The organism is Stenotrophomonas maltophilia, assembly GCF_003970865.1.
Classification (GTDB): Bacteria; Pseudomonadota; Gammaproteobacteria; order Xanthomonadales; family Xanthomonadaceae; genus Stenotrophomonas; species Stenotrophomonas maltophilia_AR.
In genome coordinates, this window is the sequence record NZ_RXLZ01000017.1 from 38,861 (window position 1) to 51,586 (window position 12,726).

Consider the following 12,726-nt stretch of genomic DNA (forward strand, 5'->3'; position numbering starts at 1 on the left):
GTCGATCTGCGCCGCACTGAACGGGCTGCGTCCATCGTTGTCGAGTTCGATGCCGATCGAGGCCGAGTTGAGATCGGTGATGGTGCCCCAGCGTCCGGCACCGGCGTGCCAGGCACGGCGCTCATCGGCGACCAGCTGGTAGCGATGGCCATCGGCACCGATCAGGTAGTGCGCACTGACCCGGCCACCGCTGTTGGCGGTACGCAGCGTGTGCAGGCTCTGCTGCACCGATTTCTGCTCGGTGTGGTGGATGACAATGATGACCGGCGTGCGCGCGTTCCGCTTCGGCGATGGCACCCAGGTGGCGAGTGGGTTGTGCCGCACGGGCACGGTGGCGATGCAGGCCGTCAAGGCCAGCGCCAGCAGTGTGGAAGCCAGGAGGTGGGGGCTGATCATGGGCAGACTGTATCCATCCTCGCAATCGCGCCGCCTGCCAGGTTCACGTGGCCGGCACCGACGCAGTAACCGCCATTGTCAGCGAACAGGCCGCTCTGCTGGCCAACGCCCTGATAGCTGCGGTTGGCCTTGACTGCACTGGCGAAGACGTCTGCATTCTCGATAGTGCCGAATGACACCTGCACGTATTGATCGCGGCAGCGCGGCCTCAACATTCTCGGCGCGAACATCCAGTTCAGTTTGGGCGGATTCAACAAGCCCGCGCAGACTGCAATCATCAACAGCGGCGTAGTTGCTCGAGAACCGCCTCCCGAGTGGGAAGACGTGAAATGTACTCACCATCAATCTCAGAAAGCCCATCACGCCACTGGAAAACTCTACTGCCCGGCATGAAAACCGACACAAGATGGGCCAATAGAATCTCGTCAATCTCACCACCACCATCGTCCATCTCAATGCTGAGCAACTCCTCCCCTACCCCTACCACCAATGAAAATCCCTGCGCCGCCAGATACTCTGTGACTACTCCACTCCTCAATATTTCAATTCTGATCCACGGCTCAATATCCGACTTCCGACTCCACTCAGCATTGACTTCCCACTTATTGACCTTCAAATCCAGAAAAATACTTTCATTCAAACTTCCGTGATCTTGAAAGTATGAAAACGGAACTTCACCCCACGCCTGATAGACCAGGGAGTTTCTCTCAGGAAGCGCCTCTCCAGCGACCAGCACAACCACGTATCTAGTTCCCATCACATATTTCCCGTTCCCTGAAGACGTCGCAGCCCCTTTTTCGGCGTTCTTAACCAACTGATCCCTCGCTGATTGCGGCAATCGTTCGAATTCCTTGTCTATCTGAGGGGCTAGCGGCAATGAAAGGCCTGGACGGAAGTCTACGATTGAGTCTTTACCCCCACCGGATTGTATTTGAAGCTTACTATTGGGCGCGATGTCGACCCGCAGCAACCTCTTTCGGCCACCAATAACAGCCTCAACTGGCTGGCCAATGGTCTCACTCGCTTTGATTACACCCTTGGCTCCAGAAACAGCCGAGCCCATGCCCGGGCTTTTGATGCCCCAATTGCCCCGCAATGCTCCCAATTCCCTATCTGCCCCTCGTGACAGGATCGCAAGGTTAAGCAGCCATCTCTTCGGTCTTCGTAATGACCGACGATTGATCGATAGCACCCTGCCTGTAGATGTCAGGATGAGGAGATGATACATAGCCCCGCATCAAGCTCAACGTCGAAGAGAGACCCTCCAATGCTGCCTCGAGGATTCGCTGACTTTTATCCATAAACCATCTATCGAGAACCTTGTCCATTATCTCTCCGACGGCTGTCATACCTGAAGCGAGGGCGCCATTTTTAAGCTGACGATAAGCAAATGCTGCATCCGCGCCCGGGGTGGAACCAGCGACCCTGTCCACAACGCCCCGCCCGACAATAGCCACAGCCCCACCCTCCAATAACAACCAAAATAATCAAAAACCCACAACCTCAATCAGATCACAAAGTACCAATCAATACCCACAAACAACTGACATTAAACTATCACTTCAAACACCAATTCATCCCTAAAAAGCGTAAGCCTTGAAACTTCCGCAATGGACGCAAGATCTCTTCGGGTCGTCGCTTCGCGAACTACTCCCGAGATGAGGACCTCATCAAGGTATGAGGCAACACCACCAACCCATCCTCCCACTGCCTCATCAAGCAATCTTTCGAGACCAGGTGAACTCACCTCCACCCTAAGATCAGAAAATTGATGATCACGACCATCCACCAGAAAGCATTCCCTACCACGAACAACCAGAAAAGCCCTCAACGAAACAATATTTCCATACAGAGCCGGAAAATCAATGCAGGAGAATTTTTCGAAAACATCAGACATTAGAAGCAGCCACTCACTTACCAGTAATAATTTCTTCGCCAGAGAATTTTTTCCAAACCCTTCATCGCAGCGCTTCAGAACTGCCTGCATTCGCGCCCTTCCCGAGGCCTCCGTTCCCTTCGATTATGGTAACAGCGCCATATTTTCGAAGCAGTACCTTCGCAAGTCCAAGCCCCAGCTCAGCTGACGATTTCTTCGAGAAGAGGCCGTACTGATCGATCGTCCTTTCAAGATTGCCGGCCCACTCCGCCAGTGCAGCTACAGTGTATTCCTGAGGCAGGATATAGAGAGGAAATACCTAGCATCAAGCGTCATCACCGAAATAGAACAGCACGCACTTTCCTTCATCTTTCCCAACCAAGCTTATCGGCCGAACGGTATCACCACCATCAACTGAAATCTCTACATACATTCCCTGATCTTCGAAAGTCGTAAGCTCCTCAATTAAATCTCGGATCGTCTTACCACGAACCACCCAAGAAGACCCGCTCAAAATTCACCCCCTATCTTCTTCAAATTGGAATCAAACGTACCAAGCCGGGCATCTTGGCTACCCAGCGCTTTTACCGACTTCGCCGCCTTGGGATCGCTGCCGTGGTTCGGGTCCAGCTTGCTGCCGATGAAGTAAGCGGCATAGGCCGCCAGTGCATTGGACGCGACCTGACCAGCGCCCTGTCCCGCCACACCACCCACCAGCGCCGTCGTCACTGCGTTCAGTGCACGGTTGTACTCATCGAGGCGCCCCACTTCCCCGCGCCGCTGTATGCCTGGCTATTTGCCGCCGCCACCTTGCTGCGCACAGGCCCCCGATTCCATCGCCCTCAGTCACAAGGCCGTGTTGACCTTCATCATTCGTCCAATCCGCGGCCAGATCAACATGTAGAAGGCGCCCACGGCCAACCCGATGAAAAGCATGATGCCAGCGCGCCTGGGAGCCCACCCAAACCAAAAGGAAGGACTGGTCCAGACCTTTATCCAAGCACCAGGAGAGAACGCACCCTCGAACGCGAGCCACGCCAACAAGGCACAGATTGGTGCAGCTACAACATGACGAGCTTTGAACCGCGGAAGAAATTTATCCACAAGCATAACCCCGGGCACACCGAAGATGAGGCCCAACACAGCGGCTATGGCGCAAACCAGCGATGTGAAAATTGCAGCCTGCGAAAAGCTGCCTATCCGAGAACTCAGCGGAATGCCTATGAATAGAGCCGCTCCAAGCACGGAACTGGCAATCACGGACACAATCTTTGCCCCCAACTCACGCTCACTCACTGGCAGACCTCCACCATCTTTCCATCAGGGCCCCGGTAGCTCATGCATTTCTGCCTTGAGGGAAAAGTACTCCAAGGCCACTGCAACTTGCCAACTTCGCTACCAATATCGCGCGTATTGGAACTCCACACTTGTCTATCGGCCCACGGATTCGAGTTGAACATTGGACTCGAACCCGTACCCCAGCCTCTGGTTGAGACAGAGAATCCACCGAATCCATCCGGAAGCACCTGTCGGATCACAAAGCCCGGATCCGATGCATGTGCTCCAGGCACCGTGATGTTGATCAGACTGCTGGTGCTCGGATCGACGAGGTGCATTACGTAACCAGTCGGGTCATCCCGTCACGCTCCGGACTACTGCAAACCCAGAAGCGCTTTTGCGCGGCGATTGAACTCCAGATACTCCTCATAGGAAAGATCAACCTTGTCACTCAGGAGAATGTAGACACCACTGTCTGTCAGTTCCACCTTATCAACCTTGCCTTCAAGGCGGGAGAAAACCTCCTCGGGTCCAAATCCAAGCGCGTCGCTGCAAAGCCGGGCATCCCAGAACTGGGCAGGGTACATCGTCAGGATGTTCTTCCTCCCGTCGACATCCTTGACTCCAGCCGCTTTCAGATCCTCAAGGGTTGGCCCCTCTCGGCCCACACCGTCCTGATAGTCCATCGAATACATGCCGTACGTGACCTTCACTCTGTACGCACCGAACGCCTCGGCAACAGAAGCGACGCCGTTCCTCAGAACGCTCGGATAGTCCAGTGCCTTGTTGCTGCTTCTGAACCCATACAGAATGATCTCGTCCAACGCAGCCACATCCGCGTACTCGTACCCGGGCCCCCTGAAAGCGTATGTACCGATGATCGACAGACCTTTCAGTCCAGTCTTGATCTCATAGCTTGCCAGCAATTCTTCTCCACAGTCGGGTACAGGCGGCAGCTCGAGACCATGGAATCCCAATGGGCACTCGATTGCCGACATCCTATCCATGACATTGAGATGCCTCTCGGCAATCGAGATGGATCTGTCAGGCCGTGCCTGAAGATGGATTGCAATGCGCTCAGTGCTCACTGATTTCTGATCCTCACAGAAATCACATCGTCCATACCACTTTGTCGGATGAAGTAGTGAGCTTCGGCCACAACCTTGATGGCCGGCGTGCGCGCGTTCTGGTTGGGCGACGGCGCCCAGATGGCGAGCGGGTTGTGCTGCGCGGTGGCGGTGCAGGCCGTCAGCACCAGCAGTGCGGAAACCAGAAGGCGGGGGCTGATCATGGGCAGATTGTAACCATGGACCGCGGAGCCTGGTCAGGCCGACGCTCGGCCAGCTGGCATGCCGCTCAGCTTCTAAAGAACGACAGGTTGTACAGGAAAAGGCCCCAGACCGCGATCGCGAGTGGGATCTCGTAGAACGCGGAACGGTGCCGCAATGCCATCCGGATGAACATCACCACGGTCAGCATGGGCTGCCCGAAGAAGCAGACCCAGAAGAGCGTGTCTACACCCGGCACAGTGGACAGCTCGTAAATGCCGAGGGAGTTGTCGGTGTTCCGATTGAAAGTGACCGCCCCCCAAAGGGCGAGCAGGAAAAGCCAGGCCAGTGCGCTGGCGCTTGATAGAAGCAAGGTCCACCTATCTGCGCTACTCATTCCCGTCTCCGTTCGAGTTGACTGAACCCGTACCGATCAATGACCGATGCATATGCTGCCCGGGGCAGATTTCCGCGATCCACGCCTCATGCCCGCCATGCCATTCCTTCGTGCAGCGCACGTGCGCGGGTGTACCGGGGGCCAGAGCCACATGGCTTTCGCTCAGTACTCCGGTCCAGCATCCATCTCCGGGTCGAAGCAGCCCCCGGCCTGTGTGACCCATCGGATCGCCTCTTCACCCTCGGCCTCGTACTCGATGGCGAACGGCATCGGCGGACGATGCATCTTTCGCGGATTCATGCTTCGAAACGCGGCATAGCCCTCAAGCACAGCCAGTATCTGAGGCCGCGTCAACAAGACAACGTCCTGGGGGTTCCATCGCGAGTACACCAAGAAGAAATCGGCTACCCGAAGGACAGCATGTCCCTCTCCACAATGGACGCACGTGCTGCCCTCGCCACCATTTGTAGGCGCGGCGAAGGCGCTCCGGGTCCGCAGTTCGCTGTCGCGGCCGAGATGGCCGAAGTCTCCATCCAGCCACGCTGCGATTTCACCGACACCCCGTCCCTGCCCATGGCGGACGACCGGCGCGTCACCGATCTTCTCTTCACTGGAAGGAACGTGGCAATCGCCAGTCCAGTAGGGAAAAAGAACTGCCTGGATGGTCATTCGAAACCCATTCACTGTCTCCACAACGGAAACCCTTGTCCCACTTCCGGTCTACCCGACCTGCTCAAAGATCACGTCAGTCACGCCAGCCCGCTCAAGGCGTGACTTCACTTCCTCACTGACGATCAGCGCAGCACCGAATCCGCCAAGCCGGAAGATATGCCACGAACCCACTTTCCCGCCATCCAGAACCAACTTCGCAAACGCGCGATACTGCCCTGCAAGATCAGGTCTCACTGGGTCATCCCGCTCGAACTTCTCGAATGCGGAGCGCGATTCGTCGACGCAATCGACGCAGGTTTCGACAATCAGTACAAAGTAGCTTCCCCGCGCGCGCTGGCCTTCAATCACGACAGGTTCCATCACGGTGTTCGCATGGGGTTCGTCGACTTCTGGCAGACCTTCCAATGCGTTACGGAACCGGGCACTCACGATGGGAACGCTGGCATAGCCAGCAAGCGAAAAATCCCTCTGTGCGCCGTCATGCTTCACCTGCAGGCTGTAGCGCCCCGGCTCCATGAAATTCACTGGTGGTTGGATGAACAGCCAGTTGTCCACGTGATCCACATCGCCCAGCACCCATTTGTTACCAACGCCGATGCATGGTCTGAGTCTGAAATAGTTCACGCCTGCTCCTTGCGCGCTGGTCGTCGTTGAGAACCTGGAGCGACACCCGTCCCGGTAACGGGACAGGACATCCTGATCCGGATCATAGCTTGAAGGAAAAAGGCATCTCCTACGAGCAGCCGTTCCCCAAAGGCGCTTCAGCCGATGGGGAATACCGGCCCACGGCTCCAGGCCACGCCGGCATCGGAAAACATCCGTTCGATCTCATCCTGGAATCCTGGATGAAATGTCACCTCAACGCTCGACTGCGAACGCAGGTAACGCGAGACCAGATCCAGGCACAGCTCCGTCGCTTCCATGTAGGTATCCAGCCACAGCACCTGCCCCTCGTCGGAAAGCTGATCCGGACGGACAACCGAGAGCTTGTGGCAGAAGGCATCGATGCTGGAAAGCCCCAGCTCCGCAGGCAGGCCGTAGGAGAGCCGCCACAGACCGGAGGAAAGGCAGCGATAGGTGAGCTCCACCGCGAAGCTCCAGTGTTCTCGATCTGCTGCGCCGGCCACACTACCCACCAGCGCATGCGGACTGTAGTCGTCCAGGGTCAGCAGGTAGACATACCATTCGATGTCTTCCATCACTGCTGCGGAAGTCGCCTGAATCACGCCTACTCCGTTCTGTAGTCCATCGAAGTCGTTGGTGGCGCGTACACGCACACCTGCGGACAACCATTGAAGCAGGAACGGTAGAGCCACGCCATGCGTGGCTGAGTCGCCGACAGTGCCAAGCAAGCTTGGCACCCAGCAGAACAGTAGAAGTGCCGACCAACGGTCGGCACCCACAACATCAATGCAGTAGCTCCACCGCTACTTCAGGCCTCGTAGGCGGACTCGCCGTGCGAGGTCACATCCAGGCCGGTGCGCTCTGCTTCCTCGGTCACGCGCAGGCCGACCACGCTGCGCACCACCAGCAGGATCAGCGTGGTCACCACCGCCGACCACACCACAGTGAGGCCGACGCTGACCACCTGCACCCAGACCTGATGGGCGATATCCAGATCGGCCTTGGTGCCACCCAGCGACTGTGCACTGAACACACCGGTGAGAATCGCGCCGACGATGCCGCCGACACCATGCACACCGAACACGTCGGCGGTGTCATCCACCTTCAACAGGCGCTTCAGGCCGGTCACGCCCCACACGCAGACCATACCGGCGACGAAGCCAATGACGATCGCACCCAGCGGGCCGACGGTGCCGCAGGCCGGAGTGATGCCGACCAGGCCCGCCACTGCACCCGAGGCCGCGCCCAGTGCCGACGGCTTGCCCTTGCCGATTGCTTCCACCAGGGTCCAGCCGAGTACGGCGGCAGCAGTGGCCAGCACGGTGTTGAGGAAGGCCAGCGAGGCCACGGTATCGGCGGCGGCGGCCGAACCGGCGTTGAAGCCGAACCAGCCCACCCACAGCAGCATCGCGCCGATATAGGTAAACGGCACGTTGTGCGGCTTCAGCGCAGTCTGGCCATAGCCCAGGCGCTTGCCGACGAACCACGCGGCGACCAGGCCGGCCACGCCCGCGTTGATGTGCACTACGGTGCCACCGGCGAAATCGATCGCGCCCATCTCACCCAGGTAGCCGCCGCCCCAGACGATGTGGGCCATCGGAATGTAGCTGAGGGTGAACCACAGCGCCGAGAACAGCAGCACCGCACGGAACTTGATGCGCTCGGCGAAGGCACCGACGATCAGCGCAGTGGTGATGCCGGCGAAGGTCGACTGGAAGGCGACGAACAGGTAGTCCGGCAGGCCCTTGATCGGGGTGTTGCCGACCGACTCGGGGGTGAAACCCTTGAGGAAGGCGAATTCGGTGAACGAGCCGAAGAACGGATTGCCCGCGCTGAACACCGCGCTGTAACCATAGGCCACCCACAGCAGCAGCACCAGCGAGAACACCACCAGGATCTGGCTGAGCACCGACAGCACGTTCTTCGAACGCACCAGGCCGCCGTAGAACAGGGCCAGACCTGGCACCACCATCAGCAGCACCAGCAGCGTGGAAGTGAGCATCCAGGCCACATCACCATGATCATAGGCGGCCGCCGCTTCGGCCACGGCCGGCGCAGCCGCTGCGGCAACCGGATCCTGCAGTGGTTCAACCGCCACGCTCTCGCTCGGCAGCGGCGACACCTGCACCTGGGCATGGGCACTGCCCGGCCAGGCACCGGCAGCCAGCGCGCTGAGCAGCATCAACAGGCACACCAGATGGAACCGGGCTTGCCACCCGGTGAGAAGGCGCATCTTCATGGGGGAGTCTCCGGAAGGGGGTTACAGCGCGTCGGCACCGATTTCGCCGGTGCGGATGCGGATGACCTGTTCGACGGCGGTGACGAAGATCTTGCCGTCACCGATCTTGCCGGTACCTGCAGACGACTGGATCGCTTCGATCACCGCGTCGGCACGCTCGTCGGTGACCACGGTTTCGATCTTGATCTTGGGCAGGAAATCGACGACGTACTCGGCGCCGCGATACAGCTCGGTGTGGCCCTTCTGGCGACCGAAGCCTTTCACTTCGGTCACGGTGATGCCCGACACGCCTGCGTCGGACAGGGCCTCGCGGACCTCGTCGAGCTTGAACGGCCGGATGATGGCGGAGATCAGTTTCATGCGCATGTCCCGAGGGTGGATGGGGCCATCGCGCCAGCGCGCGTTGGCATCAGGCAACCAGCGGCCATCAGGGTGATGGCCGCGGCTGTTGCACCGGACACGTACAGGGCCGGGACGGCCGTGCCTCTCTCCTTGCACGACCGACGCGGGAGGGAGGGCGGCCCTGGTCGCGTATCCGGTCTTTCTCTTGCCCTGTTTCAGCGGACTAGCAGTCCGCTCTGCCACAGCGGGCCAGCGACCCGCTCTACCACGGCCGGCCGGGGCCCGCCGTGCGGCTCCCCAGCCACGAGAACGGAAGCGATGGCGGCGGGTGGGAGGGGGATGCCCACCGCCATCGCCACCGGTCAGCTGGCGTAGTACAGCTGGTATTCCAGCGGGTGGGTGGCCGCGCGGAACTTGGTCACTTCCTGCATCTTCAGCGCGATGTAGCCGTCGATGAAGTCATCGCTCATCACGCCACCGGCCTTCAGGAACTCGCGGTCCTTGTCCAGCGCTTCCAGCGCCTGGTCCAGCGAGGAGCAGACCTGCGGGATCAGCTTTTCTTCTTCCGGCGGCAGGTCGTACAGGTCCTTGTCGCTCGGTGCGCCCGGGTCGATCTGGTTCTTGATGCCGTCCAGGCCGGCCATCATCAGCGCGGTGAAGGTGAGGTAGCCGGACTGGATCGGGTCCGGGAAGCGCATTTCGATGCGGCGTGCCTTCGGGTTCGAGACCCACGGAATGCGGCACGACGCCGAACGGTTGCGGGCCGAGTAGGCCAGCATCACCGGTGCTTCGTAGCCCGGCACCAGGCGCTTGTAGCTGTTGGTGCCCGAGTTGGCGAAGGCATTGATGGCCTTGGCATGCTTGAAGATGCCGCCGATGTACCACAGCGCCAGCTGGCTCAGGCCGCCGTATCCGTCACCGGAGAACAGGTTGGTGCCGCCCTTGGACAGCGACTGGTGCACGTGCATGCCGCTGCCGTTGTCGCCAACGATCGGCTTGGGCATGAAGGTGACGGTCTTGCCGTTGCGGTGCGCGACGTTCTTGATCACGTACTTCATGCGCAGCAGTTCGTCGGCCTTCTGCACCAGGGTGCTGAACTTGGTGCCGATCTCGCACTGGCCGGCGGTGGCCACTTCGTGGTGCTGCACTTCCACTTCGATGCCGACCTGTTCCAGGGTCTTGCACATCTCGGCGCGCAGGTCGTGCAGGGTGTCGGTCGGCGGCACGGGGAAGTAACCGCCCTTCACGCCCGGACGGTAGCCGCTGTTGGCGCCGTCGTACTTGGCGCCGCTGTTCCACGCCGCTTCTTCCGAGTCGACCTGGAAGAAGGTGTGGCCCATTTCATTGGCGAAGCGGACCGAGTCGAAGATGAAGAATTCCGGCTCCGGGCCGAAGAACGCGGTTTCGGCGATGCCGGAGGACTTCAGGTAGGCCTCGGCGCGCTTGGCGATGCCGCGCGGGCAGCGGCCGTACGGCTGCATGGTAGCCGGATCAAGGATGTCGCAGCTGATCACGATGGTCGGATCGGCGTAGAACGGGTCGACGTAGGCGCTGGCGGTATCCGGCAGCAGCACCATGTCCGATTCGGCGATGCCCTTCCAGCCGGCGATCGAGCTGCCATCGAACATCTTGCCTTCTTCGAACAGCGACGGCTCGACGATGCTGACCGGGAAGGTCACGTGCTGCTCGACACCACGCATGTCGACAAAGCGCAGGTCGACGAACTCGATCTGGTTGTCCTTGATCAGCTTCTCAACGTTTTCCACGGACATCGGTACGACCTCGGATGGGGATGAATGCCTGCTGAGGTACAGCAACGACCGTGCCAACTTTTATCAGGCTGCAAGTCATTGATTTGAAAAAGACCGCCCCGCGTCGGTGCAGAACGGAGCGCACCAAACAGGTGCATCGATCACCAGACGCACCCGTTTGGTGCGGCGGTGATCGTCTATCCTCTCGACCTTCTTCCTTCCTGCCGCGCGTGCCCGCACCGTCCATGTCCGACCTGCTCTCCGCCCTGCTGCTGGGCATCCTCGAAGGCTTGACCGAGTTCCTGCCGATCTCCAGCACCGGCCACCTGCTCATCGCCCAGCACTGGCTGGGTGCCCGTTCGGACTTCTTCAACATCGTCATCCAGGCCGGTGCGATCGTGGCGGTGGTACTGGTGTTCCGCCAGCGCCTGCTGCAGCTGGCCACCGGCTTCAACCAGCGCGAGAACCGCGAGTACGTGTTCAAGCTGGGCGCCGCCTTCCTGGTCACTGCCGTGGTCGGCCTGGTGGTGCGCAAGGCCGGCTGGTCGCTGCCGGAGACGGTCAGCCCGGTGGCCTGGGCGCTGATCATCGGTGGCGTCTGGATGCTGCTGGTGGAGGCCTATACCGCGCGCCTGCCCGACCGCGACCAGGTGACCTGGACAGTGGCGATCGGCGTCGGCCTGGCGCAAGTGGTGGCCGGCGTGTTCCCCGGCACCTCGCGCTCGGCCTCGGCCATCTTCCTGGCCATGCTGCTGGGCCTGAGCCGCCGCGCCGCCGCCGCCGAGTTCGTGTTCCTGGTCGGCATTCCCACCATGTTCGCCGCCAGCGCCTACACCTTCCTGGAGATGGCCAAGGCCGGGCAGCTGGGCAGCGAAGACTGGGCGGACGTGGGCGTGGCCTTCCTTGCCGCGGCCGTCACCGGCTTCGTCGTAGTGAAGTGGCTGATGGGCTACATCAAGTCGCACAAGTTCACCGCCTTCGCCATCTACCGCATCGCGCTGGGCGCAGCACTGCTGCTGTGGTTGCCGTCCGGCAGCTGAACAGCGCCGGGGCACGGTAACCCCGTTGCCGGCCGCGGCCAAGGCAGCAGACCAGCAGACGCTGGCGCACCTGGACGCGCAGCGCCTGCAGAGCCAGCACTGGCTGCTGCAGCAGGCCACCGGCGCCGACGGCAAGCGCATCGACGCGCTGTTCGCCCGCGAAGACAAGCCGGTCACCCTGGACTTCGCTGATGGCCGCCTGTCGGTCAGCAACGCCTGCAACCACATGGGTGGCGGCTACACCCTGGCCGACGGCAAGCTGACGGTCAGTGCGATGGCCTCGACCATGATGGCCTGCACCGACAAGGCGCTGATGGCGCTGGACGAAGCCGTGTCGAGCCGCCTGCAGGGCGAGCTGAAGGCCGAACAGGATGCCGACGGCAAGCTGACCCTGACCACCGCCAAGGGCGACAAGCTGGTCTTCAACCCGGAACCGACCGCTGAAACCCGCTACGGCGGCGCCGGTGAAACCGTGTTCCTGGAAGTGGCCGCCAAGACCGAGAAGTGCTCGCACCCGCTGATCCCGGACTACCAGTGCCTGCAGGTGCGTGAGGTCAAGTTCGACGACAAGGGCCTGAAGCAGGGTGAGCCGGGCAAGTTCGAGAACTTCTACGGCAACATCGAGGGCTACACCCACGAAGACGGCGTGCGCAACGTGGTGCGCGTGAAGCGCTACGAAGTGAAGAACCCGCCGGCCGATGGGTCGTCGCAGGCGTACGTGCTGGACATGGTGGTCGAGTCGGCCATCGAGAAGTGATGTAGAGCCGACTGCTGGTCGGCTGGCACTTGAAGGGCGGCCGAAAGGCCGCCCTTCTTCGTTGTGGGTAGAGCCGGCCGCTGGCC

At 60.4% G+C, this 12,726-nt stretch carries 15 protein-coding genes and 2 pseudogenes; 2 read left to right on the forward strand and 15 right to left on the reverse strand.

The features are described 5' to 3' along the window. The 15 genes and pseudogenes from EKL94_RS07700 to glnA form a co-directional block, all read right to left on the reverse strand. Window positions 1–396, reverse strand: a pseudogene (locus EKL94_RS07700) (N-acetylmuramoyl-L-alanine amidase); the annotation flags it as partial. Then, window positions 393–674, reverse strand: a complete 282-nt coding sequence (locus EKL94_RS07705) for a hypothetical protein (protein WP_126928636.1) — start codon at window positions 672–674, stop codon at window positions 393–395. The gene EKL94_RS07705 and the pseudogene EKL94_RS07700, both read right to left, overlap by 4 nt. After that, window positions 674–1,459 carry a hypothetical protein gene (locus tag EKL94_RS22540; RefSeq protein WP_221767981.1) on the reverse strand — a complete coding sequence of 262 codons (786 nt, stop codon included), beginning with the start codon at window positions 1,457–1,459 and terminating at the stop codon, window positions 674–676. Before EKL94_RS22540 ends, EKL94_RS07705 begins: the two co-directional genes overlap by 1 nt. A gap of 486 nt (window positions 1,460–1,945) precedes the next feature. Next, window positions 1,946–2,383, reverse strand: a complete 438-nt coding sequence (locus tag EKL94_RS07720; RefSeq protein ID WP_126928638.1) for a hypothetical protein — start codon at window positions 2,381–2,383, stop codon at window positions 1,946–1,948. 399 nt (window positions 2,384–2,782) lie between these two features. Beyond that, complete coding sequence (locus tag EKL94_RS07730) at window positions 2,783–3,040, reverse strand: toxin C-terminal domain-containing protein (protein WP_126928639.1); 258 nt, start codon at window positions 3,038–3,040, stop codon at window positions 2,783–2,785. Between the two features lie 78 nt (window positions 3,041–3,118). After that, complete coding sequence (locus EKL94_RS07735) at window positions 3,119–3,568, reverse strand: hypothetical protein (protein ID WP_126928640.1); 450 nt, start codon at window positions 3,566–3,568, stop codon at window positions 3,119–3,121. Between the two features lie 356 nt (window positions 3,569–3,924). After that, window positions 3,925–4,638: a hypothetical protein gene (locus EKL94_RS07740; protein ID WP_126928641.1), complete on the reverse strand. Its 714-nt coding sequence runs from the start codon at window positions 4,636–4,638 to the stop codon at window positions 3,925–3,927. Then, the gene (locus EKL94_RS07745) at window positions 4,635–4,841 is read right to left on the reverse strand and encodes a hypothetical protein (RefSeq protein ID WP_185830005.1); all 207 of its coding nucleotides are present in this window, start codon (window positions 4,839–4,841) and stop codon (window positions 4,635–4,637) included. Before EKL94_RS07745 ends, EKL94_RS07740 begins: the two co-directional genes overlap by 4 nt. Before the next feature lie 65 nt (window positions 4,842–4,906). Then, complete coding sequence (locus EKL94_RS07750) at window positions 4,907–5,215, reverse strand: hypothetical protein (protein ID WP_126928642.1); 309 nt, start codon at window positions 5,213–5,215, stop codon at window positions 4,907–4,909. Between the two features lie 162 nt (window positions 5,216–5,377). Next, on the reverse strand, window positions 5,378–5,884 hold the full coding sequence (locus EKL94_RS07755; RefSeq protein ID WP_126928643.1) for a hypothetical protein: 507 nt from the start codon (window positions 5,882–5,884) through the stop codon (window positions 5,378–5,380). Between the two features lie 51 nt (window positions 5,885–5,935). Next, complete coding sequence (locus EKL94_RS07760) at window positions 5,936–6,511, reverse strand: imm11 family protein (protein ID WP_126928644.1); 576 nt, start codon at window positions 6,509–6,511, stop codon at window positions 5,936–5,938. A gap of 137 nt (window positions 6,512–6,648) precedes the next feature. Next, a complete protein-coding gene (locus tag EKL94_RS07765) occupies window positions 6,649–7,113 on the reverse strand; it encodes a hypothetical protein (RefSeq protein WP_148105801.1) in 465 nt (154 codons plus the stop codon). Between the two features lie 206 nt (window positions 7,114–7,319). Further along, window positions 7,320–8,750 (reverse strand): ammonium transporter, encoded by a 1,431-nt coding sequence (locus EKL94_RS07770; RefSeq protein ID WP_126928646.1) that lies wholly within the window; start codon window positions 8,748–8,750, stop codon window positions 7,320–7,322. Window positions 8,751–8,771: 21 nt separating this feature from the next. Next, the gene (locus EKL94_RS07775; protein WP_004134334.1) at window positions 8,772–9,110 is read right to left on the reverse strand and encodes a P-II family nitrogen regulator; all 339 of its coding nucleotides are present in this window, start codon (window positions 9,108–9,110) and stop codon (window positions 8,772–8,774) included. 344 nt (window positions 9,111–9,454) lie between these two features. Further along, the gene (gene glnA / locus EKL94_RS07780) at window positions 9,455–10,864 is read right to left on the reverse strand and encodes a type I glutamate--ammonia ligase (protein ID WP_004153533.1); all 1,410 of its coding nucleotides are present in this window, start codon (window positions 10,862–10,864) and stop codon (window positions 9,455–9,457) included. A gap of 224 nt (window positions 10,865–11,088) precedes the next feature. Between glnA and EKL94_RS07785 the strand changes: the two genes are divergently transcribed. Both EKL94_RS07785 and EKL94_RS07790 read left to right on the forward strand, forming a co-directional pair. Next, window positions 11,089–11,883 carry an undecaprenyl-diphosphate phosphatase gene (locus EKL94_RS07785; protein WP_126928647.1) on the forward strand — a complete coding sequence of 265 codons (795 nt, stop codon included), beginning with the start codon at window positions 11,089–11,091 and terminating at the stop codon, window positions 11,881–11,883. 28 nt (window positions 11,884–11,911) lie between these two features. Continuing rightward, window positions 11,912–12,640 (forward strand): annotated as a pseudogene (locus EKL94_RS07790) (META domain-containing protein); the annotation flags it as partial. Window positions 12,641–12,726: the final 86 nt, after the last annotated feature.

What these genes read in the sequence shown, in the direction of transcription:
- EKL94_RS07705 (WP_126928636.1), bottom strand. Translation starts at nt 674, where the DNA reads ATGATTGCAGTCTGCGCGGGCTTGTTGAATCCGCCCAAACTGAACTGG.
- EKL94_RS22540 (WP_221767981.1), bottom strand. Translation starts at nt 1,459, where the DNA reads ATGGGCTCGGCTGTTTCTGGAGCCAAGGGTGTAATCAAAGCGAGTGAG.
- EKL94_RS07720 (WP_126928638.1), bottom strand. Translation starts at nt 2,383, where the DNA reads ATGCAGGCAGTTCTGAAGCGCTGCGATGAAGGGTTTGGAAAAAATTCT.
- EKL94_RS07745 (WP_185830005.1), bottom strand. Translation starts at nt 4,841, where the DNA reads ATGATCAGCCCCCGCCTTCTGGTTTCCGCACTGCTGGTGCTGACGGCC.
- EKL94_RS07750 (WP_126928642.1), bottom strand. Translation starts at nt 5,215, where the DNA reads ATGAGTAGCGCAGATAGGTGGACCTTGCTTCTATCAAGCGCCAGCGCA.
- EKL94_RS07755 (WP_126928643.1), bottom strand. Translation starts at nt 5,884, where the DNA reads ATGACCATCCAGGCAGTTCTTTTTCCCTACTGGACTGGCGATTGCCAC.
- EKL94_RS07770 (WP_126928646.1), bottom strand. Translation starts at nt 8,750, where the DNA reads ATGAAGATGCGCCTTCTCACCGGGTGGCAAGCCCGGTTCCATCTGGTG.
- EKL94_RS07775 (WP_004134334.1), bottom strand. Translation starts at nt 9,110, where the DNA reads ATGAAACTGATCTCCGCCATCATCCGGCCGTTCAAGCTCGACGAGGTC.
- glnA (WP_004153533.1), bottom strand. Translation starts at nt 10,864, where the DNA reads ATGTCCGTGGAAAACGTTGAGAAGCTGATCAAGGACAACCAGATCGAG.
- EKL94_RS07785 (WP_126928647.1), top strand. Translation starts at nt 11,089, where the DNA reads ATGTCCGACCTGCTCTCCGCCCTGCTGCTGGGCATCCTCGAAGGCTTG.